Source organism: Limihaloglobus sulfuriphilus (genome assembly GCF_001999965.1).
GTDB lineage: Bacteria > Planctomycetota > Phycisphaerae > Sedimentisphaerales > Sedimentisphaeraceae > Limihaloglobus > Limihaloglobus sulfuriphilus.
In genome coordinates, this window is sequence record NZ_CP019646.1 from 533,985 (window position 1) to 547,046 (window position 13,062).

The window sequence follows — 13,062 nt, forward strand, 5'->3', positions numbered from 1 at the left end:
GGTTTTTCTCTCCTTATCAGAGCGGCAGGCAAATACGTTCATTTGTCTGCTTGAGTTTGTTTTGTTTATCTTACAAATACCTGTCCGGCATCGGTTACTATTGTCTGGCCTGTGATCATACGCGCGTTGTCGCTGCACAGGAACACAACCGAATCGGCGATGTCCTGGCCTTTGATTTCTTTATTCAAGACACTCTTGCTGATATAGTATGGTATCACCTCTTCGGGCTTGATGCCGTATTTCTTCGCGCATTGTTTGATATACTCGGGGTTCCATATTTTCGAGCCTTCGAAGACATTGCCCGGGCATACACAGTTTACGCGGATTCCATACTGTCCCAGTTCTAACGCCCAGCCGCGTGCCAGGTGCAGCTCACCGGCCTTGGTCGCGTTGTAAGCGGAATTGTTCTTGCTGGCCTCTATGCCGGATTTAGAGCTGAGATTGACGATACTGCCGCCGATTGCCTGTTCTATCATTATACGTGCGGCGTATTTTGCCATCAGGAAATAGCCTGTAAGGTTTACTTCAAGGGCAAACCGCCACTTGTCAACGGGCATATCAACCAGCGGGAACGCCGGAGCGACACCCGCGGCATTTACGACCATATCCAGCCCGCCCCACGCATCCATCACGGCCTGGTAACCCGCCATGACGCTCTCTTCGCCGGCAACATTGCAGCTCAGCACCATTGCAAGCGAGCTAAGGCCCTCTGCGGCTATCATGTTGGCCGTTTCCTGCGCGGCATCAGTGTCGATGTCGGCGATTGCGACATTGGCGCCGGCCCGTGCCATACCAATTGCGATGCTTCTGCCCAGGCCGCTTCCGCCGCCGGTAACAACAGCTATGCGGTCTTTGAGCGATCCGCCTGCCTCGCCTGTTACAGCGCGTTTGCGGAAGGCCTCGACCTCCCAGTTATTGATGAAGTCCCGCTGTTTTTTTGTCAGCACGTAGATTCCGCCGAGCTTGTCGGCGTTGTAGCGAATATAAAGCGAGCTCATGACTACATCGAAGATAGAGCCCGCAAGTTTGGGCACTGCCGCGACAAACAGCCCGTGGCCCCTGACCAGAAATGCACTGGAAGGTTTTTCGCCTTTGGACATCTGTTTTGTAAGTTTTTTCTCGAGTTTGTCTGCATCGACCTTTTCCAGGCACATTGCCGGCCCGTTGCAGTAAACCTGCTCATCGGGCGTAAGTGCGGCAGGGCCGAGCAGACGCGATATGTTCTGCAAAGCCATATATCCGGCAAGATCATCAGTCATGAAGTGTGCTACTGTGCTGTATCTGCCGGTAGCGTTAAAAACGGCCTTGCGAACAGCGAGTTTTATGCTGTTTATTTCCTGGGGCTGCGAATCCTTGAATTTACGCGGCTTGGGAGCGGTCAGTTTGGACAGGCACGTCTTAATAACATCTTTTACGATTTTAACCGCTTTGGTTGGCGTGGAAGAAGATACAAACAGTCCATGCCGCTCGAGAAACAGTATTTCCGGCAGTGCGCCGTGCTGTGACTGGTATTTTTCGACTTCCCTTTTTACCTTGTTTGCAAGTGTGAATCCCGGATCAACATACGGTATCCACAAAACAGGCTTATCCTGCGAGGCAAACATATCCATTACGATTTCTTTGCCCTTTTTACAGTTGACAAGTGCCCCGACCGAGCTGGGGTGCAGGTGAATAACGACCTTGTCGAGTATCGCGTGCAGGTTCGCCTCTACGGAAGGGCGGGATCCGTCCGAGACATCGTCGCGGCAGGAAAGAAGAAGTCTGTTGACCACTTCGACCTCACGGGTGCTGACATCATATCCGGCGATATCAGGGTCATTTGTAACTGCGTTAACAGCGTCTATGCCGAGCCTGCGCCAGCCGCGGTTTTCGGTCATATCCTTCAGCGCTGTGCCGCTGGCCTTGATATACATGTATTTTCCATCGTCTGTTTTTACAGAAGTGTTTCCGCCGCCGCCCTGTACAAGAGCGGTGTCGCTTCCGGTTTGCACTGAAATGTCAATAAGTTCTTTTAATGCTTTGTCCATATCGTATTTAACCAGTTTAAGTTACTAATTGTTTATTTATTCAGCAATTTGTTTTCGGCTGCCTTTGTCCATACGCCGTTGTCAAGTTCGGCGGTGGTTTCCGGCTTAATCGATGCGAGTTTGTCCAGTGTTGTCAGTCCAAGGTCCTCGCAGTCGGGGTAAACCAGAATCTTGCCGGGGATAGAGTGGTTTTCTACAGCCCGGATCCCCTCGACCGCGGCCTCAAGGCCGGAAACAGCCGCTACCGAGATGTTTGTGTCGAGCTTTCCGGTGAGCACCTTTTCAAGCACCACAAGCATGTCGTCAAGTGTTGAGCCGCTTGTTCCGATGAAATACATGCCGTTTTCGATGTAGCGGTTCATGTCTATCGGGCCCTTGACAGTGGCTGGGATTCCGGCAAATATGTTTACAATGCCGTTTTTAGAGCCATTTTTTACGCACGCCGCGGCAAGTGCCGGAACAGGTGCCATAAGGGCGGAGTAGTCAACGTTTTTGGGGCCTTCGTCTTTTTTCGGGTTGTAACTCTTGTACCCGACGCCTCTTTCCTTTGCCATGGGCTCGGCGAACCTGCTCATAGCAGCGAGCCTGTCATCGTCTAGGTCGCCGGCATAAACCGTGACTCCCTCAACGCCCTGGCAGATGTTGCGTACTACGTGCATAACGCCCATCGGGCCGCCGGCACCAATCACGTTTATGACGTCTCCCTTGCGTATTTCGCCGGTTGCGGGAATGGTCTTCATAGCTTCGGCGGGGTCGCTGCCGGTTGTGCCGATTATGCGGATACCGCCGTAATGAACTCTGCCAACAGCAGTCTGCGGCTCTGTTTCGAATCTGCCGCCGCAAAGGGCGATTATGACCAGCCCGCGGTTTGCCGTCTTGTCAAATAACTTTTCGAGTGTCGCGGCATCAGAGCCGAAGTAAACGAGGTCATCATACGCAAAATCCGCAAGAGAATCAACATTATCTGCCTTTTCTGCGTTGTCGATCTCGTCTGTCCCAATCGCGGTTATTGAGCCGGGCTCACCGTATTTTTTTACAAATGCGTCAAAAGCCGCTTTGTCAAAGTCGGCCTCCGCCACAACAAGCATTTTTCCGCCTTTGGTGAGAGTCTGCCTTTCTTTTACGACATAAGCGTCCTCAACACATGCCCATGGTTCGACCAGAGCTACTGCTGAGGCGCTGCATTCGTCCGAAACCTCAATCAGCATGAACTCGCCGTCGGGCGAGAGACTAACGCGTTCATCAAAAAGCATGTACTGCTGGAGGCCGCCCTCGATGTTATAGCCTATCGCTCCGTTTGAGTTTTGAGTTTTAAGCCAGCGGTGGTCTGCCTGTACCAGATACCTGCCGCCGACTTTTGTTTTCGTGACTTTTTCACCCTGTTCTATAACGCTGACGACAATCTCGTGTCCAGGGACAGTGGGTTCCTCGTCAACCTTGTACGCAGGGTACTCCGCCAGAACTGCGGGGTCAACGCCATCGACTATTTTTCCCTTGCGGACGTGGCTGTCGAACTGTTTGAGGAGTTTCAGGTCGGAGAAGCACAGGCCGACAACTTCGACTTTGCATAGAATCTGCCATTGATTCGGTCTGTAAACGGATTTTTCAGGGTTAAATTTGAGCTTATCAGGCCCGACCAGCTGGACGGCCTTTTGTGTTTGTGGTGTTGTCATTTTGTATCCTGTAATAAATAAGTTATTTTTAAAGCTAAAAACCGGTATTAACAACGGTCATTTGTGCTTAATCAAGCAAAAGCTGCTATTCTCAAGTAGGGCGATGACGGTTATTGATTTTGTATTATTTCTTCAGCTTTTTGAGAATTTTCTCCGGTTCTGCCGAAAAATCAAAATTTTTGAGTTTTTTCTCGTAAGTCGCCGGGTCAGCGAGTTTGCCTACTTCGAGGAAAAATTTATTCTTATCCGCACGGTTATCAAAGTGGTGGTCTGCCCAGCCGCCGGTATAGCCGATTCCGATTGTGTGAATCAGTACGCAGTGGCCGTAGATTGTCATTGCCCCGTCATAGAACGACGGCACAAGTGAAGCAAGTTCATTTGAGCCGAAATCGTCAACAAATTTTTGTCCAGGGCTGTTCATTTCCGTGCCGACGAGAATCGGCAGGTCGAGTTTGTTGGCAAGGCCTACAAACTCATAAAGTTTGCGGCATTTCTCATTGTCCAGCCATTCTCCGGGGGTGAAGTTTCTGTCGGGAATTATGTTCACGGCCTCTACCCCTGTCGCCATGGCGATCTCAAGCAGCTCTTCTATGTCCTGTTCACCTTCGCTTGTGCCGTCGAGCCAGGTGAAAACCGGAATCCCGCCGGAAGCAAGAATAAACTCATTCACGTCTGCCATGTTTGGAAATGAGTCCGGATCCGGCTGAACATAGCCAACACCGCCGCGTTTCATCGTTTTTTTGCGTATTGCGTTTGCCAGCTGCGGGCTGTTTGGCAGGTTTAACTCATCTGCACTTACTCCGAGTTTTTCACTCCAGAATTCGGCAAGCTCTTGGTGTGTGTCGAAATGGAGCTCGGCTTTAGTCATATATGCTGAACAAATGTGTCTTTCGGTGGGGTTGCCAGAGGGGGAAAGCACCATGACATCATTTTCATAATCCAGCTCAATGGGCGAGAGATAGCTGTTAACTTTCTCCAGCAGGTTCATGTTGCGGTTCTGGGCGGTTGTCTTAAGCCCCTGGAGCAGTTTTGAGCTTTCGCCGGTTAAATCCGAAGATGCAAACCCGACGCCCATGTGATATGCTATCCCAGGTTCTCCCGGAGAGTTGATTACTCTCTTTGCAAACTCGGGTACAAACACCCGCGTCTCAAAACCGGAAACAGTTTTCAAACCAAGCTTTGTCCCTGCTTCGCGAAATTCTTCCAGAGCTTCAAGCGTGTCAAAATCAACGCTGCCGGCCGCAGCCAGGCCCATTTTCCGTGCCTTCCAGGCAATTTTGACAGGAGAATATCCCGCGCCGTTAAACGAATAAAACGTATGGCAATGCATATTTACAAAATAACCAGGTTCGGGCAGTTTTATTTTGCCCTGCTCTGTCATCTCAATCAGCACTTCCAAAGCGTCTCTGCGTTCTTTTGGATCAAAGCTGTCTAATTGTTTTTCGTAGGTCTCAACACCCATTTATCGCACCTGCCTTTTATTAAGAATTTATGTTCAAGATTATTAAGTCCTGAGAAGTTTATCACATTCACTCAGGGTCAGTCTTTGCTTTATGCTAAAAAGGTACCGACTTGTAGAACGCATCCCACTTGTCAGTGTCCTTTGGTTCGTAAATTTTTACTTCAAACGAATTTGCTACCATTTCACGGGCCTCTTCCAGCGATTCTACCTGTCCTGAGGCGATTGCCTGTACGAGAACGTTACCGCTGGCGGTAGCCTCTACCGGTCCTGCCGCGACCTTGCGGCCGAGAATGTTGGCAGCGCACTGGCAGAGCAGCAAATGTTTTGTTCCGCCGCCGACGATATGGAGTACATTGGTCTTTTTGCCGGTGAGGGCTTCCAGGCGTTCAAGGCATTTTCTGTATGCTACAGCGAGGCTGTCCACAATAACGCGGCTGATTTTAGCCGGCTCATCGGTGCATTCGTATCCGAGTTTCTCCAGACAGCGGTTTATCTTGGCGGGCATGTCTCCGGGCATCATGAACTCATGGTATTGTGTGTCAACAACACCCTGGAACGGCTCTGTCTTCTCAGCCATGTCTTCGAGCTCGGGGTAGCTGTACTCTTTGCCGTTCTCCAGCCAGTATCTTCGCGATTCCTGTATAAGCCAGAGTCCCATGATATTTTTGAGCAGTCTAATCGTGCCGTAAACACCGCCTTCATTGGTGAACTGTTCGCTGAAAGTTTCATCGTTTATTATCGGCTCGTCAACTTCCAGCCCCAGCAGACTCCAGGTGCCGCTGGAAAGATATGCCCATTGTGAATCTTTTTCTGCCGGCACAGCCGCGACTGCGCAGGCAGTGTCATGTGAGCCGCAGGCAACTACCGCAAGCTCCGTGCAGCCAAGCTCTTTTGCTGCTTCGGGGCTGATTTTGCCGACAACTGTTCCTGGTTTGACGATTTCAGGGAGCATGTCTTTATCGATATCAAAGGTTTTGAGAAGTTTGCTGTTCCACTGACCGGTTCGCATATCAACCATCTGGCCGGTACTTGCAAGGGTGTACTCACTGAATGCCCTGCCGCATAGCATATAGGCGAACAGGTCTGCCATCATGATTATTTTATCGGTCATTTCCAGGATTTCAGGGCGGCTCTTCTTCAGGCTTAACAGTTGGAAAAGTGTATTGAACTGCAAGAACTGTATGCCGGTGTTTTCGTATATCTCACGCTTTGATAGAATCTTAGATGCCTCGTCGATCATTCCCAGGTTGCGCTCATCCCTGTAATGGAAGGGCTCTTCGAGGAGTTTGCCGTCTTTGCCGATGAGCCCGAAATCCACTCCCCAGCTGTCGAAAGCAATCGAAACTGCCGAGTCGCCGGTTTTTTTGGCGGCTGCCGCGATTCCGGTTTTGATCTCACCGAATATCCTCTCAACATCCCAGCGGATTGAATCGCCCCGCGGCGTCGCTCCCGTTTCAAAGCGATGCATCTCTTCGAGTGTCAGTTTCTTATCAGAGATTGTCCCGAGCATTACACGGCCGCTTTCGGCCCCGAGGTCCACTGCTATATAGCTCTTTTGATTACTCATGCTAATACCGTCAATTAAAATAATTCCTTTTTTTCCTTATTATATAAATATAGCTATATTTAAGTCTCTGTCAAACGCTCAAAAGCAATTTACACAGCAAATAACAACAAACAAACAGAAGTGAAACAAAATAATACATAAACAATCAATTGCTTTTAGCCTGCCGCGACTCATTTAAGTAACATATCCGGGGTTCAGGGTTAAATGTATTGCTGTTGTTTTCTGTAAAGGGCAGGAGGTAAGCCGGTAATTTTCTTGAATATTCTCGAAAAATAAAACACATCATCAAATCCCGCTGCATAGGCAATTTCATCAAGCGTTTTGGTTGTAGAAAGCAAAAGCCTCTGAGCATTCTCAACCTTTTTAGTATTAACATAGCGTATGGGTGATATGCCCATATGCTTTGTAAACAGTGACGAGAAGTATGAAGGGTTAAGGTTCGCCAGGCGGGCGAGTTCTTTGAGGCTGAAAGGTTGAGATATATTTTCATTGATATATTTTATAACTTTCTCAAATCTGTTAATTCCTGTACGCGGATTTAAGCTCTCATTACCTGCAATTCTAATGAAAGGAGCTATGAGTAACCGCATCAAGGCATTTGTTTCAATGATGCTGCGGGCGGTTTTGTCCCTGTTCAACATTTCGTGTCTTTCCAGCAGAGAGCGGTAAATCGGCTTATTAGCATCCCTTTCTATCAGCTCCATCCCGGGGTTGAGCTGTATAAGCCTTTCAAATATGTTTTTCTCTATGCCCTGCTCAGAGGCGTTCAATTTGGTGGAATAATCAAAGATAGAGAAGAGGTTATGCCCGTCCGGCAGTTCGGTTGTAAAATGGATGTAGTAATGAGTAAAAGACTTAGGGCAGAACAGGTCAACCCGGGTGAAGGCGGGTAATAGATACATAAAGCCCGGTTCTATTAAATATCTGGTCTTGTTTTGAGTGATAAAGCCCTGGCCTTTGGTTATATAGTACAATCTGGAATAAGGGCTTATGACGTTGGTATGCCTCCATTCAGTGCCGACAGTGTACAACTCTACGTTTAATACATTTATTTCAAGCTGATCAAGAAGTTTCTTTATCATAGTAATATTATACAGTTAAATCTAAAAATAGTCCATAAAAAACTAAAAATATTCCATTGAAAAGGCTATCCGTCCAAAGATAATATACATTTGTCTTGAATTGATAATGTTCTTAATGGAGATTTTAAATGAGTGGTTTTAATGTTTCAGCGGACGCTGTAGATCCAGAGGCCGTGCCAAAGAAGAAGTTATACACAGGAGCCGAAATCCCCGGCATAGGTCTGGGCACTTTTGGTTCTGACAGGTTCACCCACAACGAGGTCGCAGATTCGGTAAGAGGGGCTTTGTCGGTTGGTTACAGGCACATAGACTGCGCTTCTGTTTACGGCAATGAAGACAGAATCGGCCAGGTATTCAAAGATATTCTTGCCGGCGGGCTGATAAAGAGAGACGAGCTCTGGATAAACTCTAAAGTCTGGAACGATATGCACGAGAGGGTGGAAGAATCGTGCAGGCAGTCTCTAAAAGACCTTCAGCTGGATTATCTGGACCTGTATCTCGTTCACTGGCCTTTTCCAAACTATCATGCGCCCGGCTGTGATATAACATCACGAAGCCCGGATGCAAAGCCGTATAGGCGTGAAAATTTTATGGATACATGGCGGCAAATGGAGAGCCTTGTAGATGCCGGGCTTGTCAGACATATTGGAACATCAAACATGACAATTCCCAAAATGCAGCTTCTTTTAAGAGACTGCCGCATCAGGCCGGCATGTAATGAGATGGAACTGCATCCGCATTTTCAACAGCCGGAATTTTTCGCTTATTGTATTGATAATGAGATTCAGCCGATTGGTTTCTGCCCGATTGGCTCTCCCACGCGGCCCGACAGAGATAAAGCCCAGAGTGATACTGTTGACATACAGGATCCGGTAATTGTGAGAATAGCTCAAAGGCTGAATGTTCACCCCGCGGTGGTTTGTATAAAGTGGGCAGTGCAGCGGGGACAGATACCAATTCCGTTTTCTGTGTACCCCAATGAGTATTTAAGCAACCTGCGAAGTACCGTAACAGAGCCTTTAACCGATGAGGAGATGAGAGAGATATCGAAAGCGGACAAAAATTGCCGGCTCATAAAAGGCGATGTATTCCTGTGGAAAGATAATCAGAGCTGGGAAGACTTATGGGATGTGGACGGTCATATAACGCCGGCATAACAGAATTCAACCTCAATAATATATGAAAGGTAAAAAAATGAGCAGAAAAATGAAATGCGCTATACTTCCCGGAAACGGTACGGTAGAACTCAAAGAGTTTGATATTCCCGTGCCCGGACACGGAGAGGTTCTTATAAAAATCAAATCTTCAACCATTTGCGGCTCTGACATTCGCTGCATATACCACGAGCATTTAGGCAAAGGCCCCGAAGGATATCAGCCGGGACTGATCGCCGGCCATGAGCCGTGCGGCCAGATAGCCGAGACAGGCCTCGGGTGCAGAAGATTCAAGAAAAATGACAGGGTAATCATATACCATATTTCAGGCTGCGGTCTCTGTAACGACTGCCGCAGGGGGTATATGATCTCCTGTACAAGCGAAAAATACCGCCGCGCATACGGCTGGCAGAGGGATGGGGGAATGGCTGAATTTATGCTCGCTGAAGAAAAGGATCTTGTGCTGCTGCCCGATGAGCTGAGTTACTCTGACGGCGCTCAGGTGGCATGCGGTTTCGGAACCGTTTACGAAGGTCTCGAAAAGATCGGCATCTGCGGCAATGATGCGGTTCTGATAACCGGACTTGGCCCGGTCGGCCTGGCTTCTGCCATGCTGTGCAAAGCCATGGGTGCGCAGAAAATCATAGGCACAGAGGCCATTGATGAAAGGATAAAGATTGCCGAGGAAACAGCTCTTTTCGATTCGGTATTAAAAGCCGGCCCCGATAATGTTGAACAGGTCAGAGCACTTACAGGCGGCATGGGTGTTGAAAGGGCAGTTGACTGCTCGGCCAACAATAAAGCGCGTCTTACCTGTATTCAGGCAGCACGCAAGTGGGGAAAAATAGTTTTCCTTGGAGAGGGCGGCACATGCGATTTTCAGCCGTCCCCGGATATTATTCACGACCAGAAGACAATTTACGGTTCCTGGGTAACAAATATATGGCGTATGGAAGAGCTTGTTGAGCGTCTTGCCCGATGGGGGATTCATCCCGAGCGGCTGATAACACACAGATTTACTCTCGACAAGGCCGGCGAAGCCTACGCATTGATGGCGAGCGGAAAATGCGGTAAAGTCGCTGTTGTCTTCGACGAAGAAATAAAATAGCAGAAAACGGAATCTATTTCTCGTTAAAAGCAAAATGCTGCTAATCGATCATGATCTGTACCGGGCCCAGCAAACCGGCTTTCTGCAGTTTCCAGTCATCACGGATTTTGATGTTGGTTTTTGTGAAACGCCGGTTCTGGGGTTTTCCGCGGTCACCGATCAGCCTGTTCATCCAGCTGTTTACCACTGTGATATTGAGATCGTTTTGGCCGGCCTTGAGCGTGTCTGTTATCTCTATGCGGAACGGCTTTGTCCAAAGCGTGCCCAGGTCTTTGCCGTTTAGTTTCACCGAGGCAATGCCGACATCTCTGAGGTCATTAAGCTGCAGCCAGTAACGTTTTTCAAATTCTTTAAGCGGTAGATCAAAATTGTTATCATATTCAGCCTCGCCAGAGTAATATCTTATACCTTCAGCGGGGTGTTCTGACCAGTCGCACAGAGTTTCAAATCTAACACGAGCCGGCCCGCCCCATTCCGGGTCAAAAGACACCAGCCATGGGCCATCTATCTCATCGAGCAGATGCAAATCGGGATAGTTGGATTTGCCCGTTCCCTGTTTGTCCTGCGGAATCGCATCACCGAATACAACCAGGCACGAGCCGTAAGGAGCGAATTGCAGAGGAACGGTTGTCCTGCCGCCGGACTGGCTGAAAGCTGACGCAGTTTTTATATTTCCGGTGACCGGGTTCCATATTGCCGGCTGCCGGCCTGAAATGCGGAACGTGCAGTCTGCTTTGCGGCTGTTTTCAGTCTGGTTTGATACAAAATAAACATCGCAGCCCTCAACCGTATAATGGATGTAGTCAAATGAACCTTCTTGTGGATTTTCGCTCGTCTCAAAGTCTGGTAATACGCTGCGGCTGTTTAGAAATTCTCGCGTGCTCATGCCCCAGGCCAGTATGCCGCTGTTAACACTTTTAACGCCAGCCATTTGCGGATTCTGCCCCCAGAGTTTATCAGCGATCTTGTGGAATTTTATCTGTGCCTGCCTGCCGCCTTTGAGGCTGACAAGACGCTCAGGTTTTGCACCGATTACAGACGCACCCTTGCTGAGCAGAAATTCGACCTTTTCAATTGCGGCAAGCGAAAGCACCCTGTGGTCAGGCAGTACCAGAACCCTGTAGTGAATGCCGCCCGGCACAACAACACGTCCCTGTGAGACTTCCAGCCGAAGCAGTACATCTTCGTTTGTTACATCATAATCATAACCGGCCAGGGCACCCGCGGGGTCTGATTCTTTGAGCCGGGCGATGTTCGGCACATGGTCTCCATAATAATATAGAACATCCGCGTTAAATTTGCCTTTCTGAAAGATATACTGAAGCCGGGCGATATAATCAAAGAATTCATCCGAGTAGTCCCACCAGGTAACATTTGGGTTAAAGTGCGTGCCGGCGAAGTATTCCTGTCCCGGGATTCCCATTTCTTTTGGAGAGGCTGTAAAAGTGTGCAGGAAAATCATATTCAGCCCAGAGCAGAACTCATGATCCATTGCCGGCTTGAGCTCCTGCCAGAGAACATCCTGCCAGTGCGGCTTTCTAAGCGATGTGAAGGATTCGGCGGCGACGAGTTTTTTGCCGTATATATGCGCCGCCGATGAAGCCTGTTTGACAAAAAAGCGGTTTTGGGGCCCGGGCCTGTGAGGGCATTCAATCCAGAATTCACTCATAACGATATCACTGTGCGAATAGTTCGTAATACCGTCAACCGGAGCGGCGTGCGGTCCTGCAGATTCAGGCTGGATCCCGAGATTATGCTCTGCGGCTCTTTGAGCAAAAACCCTGTAGTGATTATCAGAGACACATGCGGCGATAGTTTTTCTCAGGTCTGCCAGAAAGGCGTTGCTAACCTCGCGGCTTTCGACAATTTTACCCGCAGCAACGGCCAGATACGGCGTAATGTCATATCCACAGCGATGCTTAAATTCGCGGCCAAAATTCTCGCTCCAGTTCATGCCGCCGCATTCCCAACTGTCTGTCTCGAGCTGCTTTAACACTGTGCCTGCAAGCGGGCCTGCCTTTTTAAGCAGCGGATCAACCACCTGATCCCAATAGTTGTTGAAAGCGTCTTCGCTGAGATAATCCAGCACATGGCCTTTCCAGTTATCGCTCGATGTGGCGACGTGGGCTTTAGTCGGTGTGTATCCGATTCGCAGTATAATCCACTCACCTTTCGGGACTTGCCACCGCAGGATACCCTCAGTGCCGAGTTTACCGCTGATAACGAGTATATCTTCGAGCAGGGTGTCTTGCTCACCTTTTTCCGCCGGCACATCATTGAGCAGGAACCGGCAGTCAGGCGCTGAGCCGCCAAGCTCTTTTGATCCTGTTTTGGCGCTGAGGTCTTTGATTGGACGGCGTTCTTTATTATCCGGTTTTGGGTATGCAAGTACGCATATGTCTCGATAAAAGCCGTAATTACATTGCGGCAGGGGTAATTCCCCCTCGAAGTTCCGCCGACCGCTGATTGAAATCTCCGAGAAGGTTAACTGTTTGGCGGCGTTTTCCAGTGTTACGCCGGGGCCGCCGAGGTTCCAGCCGCTCTGGATCGAGAGGCCAAGCTCCAGCGAGAGGCGTTCTGCTTCATGCAGGGCGTGCAGGAAAAGCTCTGTCCATTCAGGTCCGGAGAACATCGGCCCGTTGGGTACGGGGTTGTCCGGGCCCCAACGCAGTTCTGTGCCGGCGTCAAATATCATCGCACCGCTGAATCCCTTCTCATGCATTGCTTCAAGATCCTGTGTTATCGACTCCTTTGTAACGTTGCTGTTAAGCCACCACCACCAGCATCTTACCCCGGTATCACGCGGCGGGTCTTGAAAATCAGCTACCAGCCCAGAAGCACAAGAGAGCGATACAAAGGCAAATGCAGCAAAAAGGAATATTGATACTTTAGAAATATTTTTGAAATCATTGATTGTTTTCATTAATACTTTATTATACTTATATTATGTAGAATATGTCTAAAGAAATTACAGTTTTTTTAAGAAAAG

8 protein-coding genes are annotated in these 13,062 nt (G+C 49.0%); 2 read left to right on the forward strand and 6 right to left on the reverse strand.

Features of this window, described 5'->3' with window-relative positions; genetic code table 11:
• Positions 1-65: 65 nt before the first annotated feature.
• The 5 genes from SMSP2_RS02015 to SMSP2_RS02035 all read right to left on the reverse strand — a co-directional run bounded on the left by SMSP2_RS02015 (position 66) and on the right by SMSP2_RS02035 (position 7,811).
• Positions 66-2,027, reverse strand: coding sequence for an SDR family oxidoreductase (locus SMSP2_RS02015; protein ID WP_146682362.1), 1,962 nt, complete (start codon positions 2,025-2,027; stop codon positions 66-68).
• Positions 2,028-2,059: 32 nt separating this feature from the next.
• Complete coding sequence (locus SMSP2_RS02020) at positions 2,060-3,700, reverse strand: alcohol dehydrogenase catalytic domain-containing protein (protein ID WP_146682363.1); 1,641 nt, start codon at positions 3,698-3,700, stop codon at positions 2,060-2,062.
• A 124-nt stretch (positions 3,701-3,824) separates the two neighbouring features.
• The gene (locus SMSP2_RS02025) at positions 3,825-5,162 is read right to left on the reverse strand and encodes a PHP domain-containing protein (RefSeq protein ID WP_186804804.1); all 1,338 of its coding nucleotides are present in this window, start codon (positions 5,160-5,162) and stop codon (positions 3,825-3,827) included.
• A gap of 94 nt (positions 5,163-5,256) precedes the next feature.
• Complete coding sequence (locus SMSP2_RS02030) at positions 5,257-6,729, reverse strand: rhamnulokinase (protein ID WP_146682364.1); 1,473 nt, start codon at positions 6,727-6,729, stop codon at positions 5,257-5,259.
• A 200-nt stretch (positions 6,730-6,929) separates the two neighbouring features.
• Positions 6,930-7,811 (reverse strand): AraC family transcriptional regulator, encoded by an 882-nt coding sequence (locus SMSP2_RS02035; RefSeq protein WP_146682365.1) that lies wholly within the window; start codon positions 7,809-7,811, stop codon positions 6,930-6,932.
• A gap of 128 nt (positions 7,812-7,939) precedes the next feature.
• Between SMSP2_RS02035 and SMSP2_RS02040 the strand changes: the two genes are divergently transcribed.
• Both SMSP2_RS02040 and SMSP2_RS02045 read left to right on the forward strand, forming a co-directional pair.
• On the forward strand, positions 7,940-8,968 hold the full coding sequence (locus tag SMSP2_RS02040) for an aldo/keto reductase (protein ID WP_146682366.1): 1,029 nt from the start codon (positions 7,940-7,942) through the stop codon (positions 8,966-8,968).
• Positions 8,969-9,005: 37 nt separating this feature from the next.
• Positions 9,006-10,073, forward strand: coding sequence for a zinc-dependent alcohol dehydrogenase family protein (locus SMSP2_RS02045; protein WP_237048842.1), 1,068 nt, complete (start codon positions 9,006-9,008; stop codon positions 10,071-10,073).
• Positions 10,074-10,113: 40 nt separating this feature from the next.
• Here SMSP2_RS02045 and SMSP2_RS02050 read toward each other — a convergent pair whose 3' ends face one another.
• Positions 10,114-12,996 (reverse strand): glycosyl hydrolase, encoded by a 2,883-nt coding sequence (locus SMSP2_RS02050; RefSeq protein WP_146682368.1) that lies wholly within the window; start codon positions 12,994-12,996, stop codon positions 10,114-10,116.
• Between the last annotated feature and the right edge of the window lie 66 nt (positions 12,997-13,062).

Bases quoted from the DNA above. Each gene is read 5' to 3' on its own strand.
- SMSP2_RS02025 (WP_186804804.1), bottom strand. From the start codon at position 5,162: ATGGGTGTTGAGACCTACGAAAAACAATTAGACAGCTTTGATCCAAAA.
- SMSP2_RS02020 (WP_146682363.1), bottom strand. From the start codon at position 3,700: ATGACAACACCACAAACACAAAAGGCCGTCCAGCTGGTCGGGCCTGAT.
- SMSP2_RS02045 (WP_237048842.1), top strand. From the start codon at position 9,006: ATGAGCAGAAAAATGAAATGCGCTATACTTCCCGGAAACGGTACGGTA.
- SMSP2_RS02015 (WP_146682362.1), bottom strand. From the start codon at position 2,027: ATGGACAAAGCATTAAAAGAACTTATTGACATTTCAGTGCAAACCGGA.
- SMSP2_RS02040 (WP_146682366.1), top strand. From the start codon at position 7,940: ATGAGTGGTTTTAATGTTTCAGCGGACGCTGTAGATCCAGAGGCCGTG.
- SMSP2_RS02035 (WP_146682365.1), bottom strand. From the start codon at position 7,811: ATGATAAAGAAACTTCTTGATCAGCTTGAAATAAATGTATTAAACGTA.
- SMSP2_RS02050 (WP_146682368.1), bottom strand. From the start codon at position 12,996: ATGAAAACAATCAATGATTTCAAAAATATTTCTAAAGTATCAATATTC.
- SMSP2_RS02030 (WP_146682364.1), bottom strand. From the start codon at position 6,729: ATGAGTAATCAAAAGAGCTATATAGCAGTGGACCTCGGGGCCGAAAGC.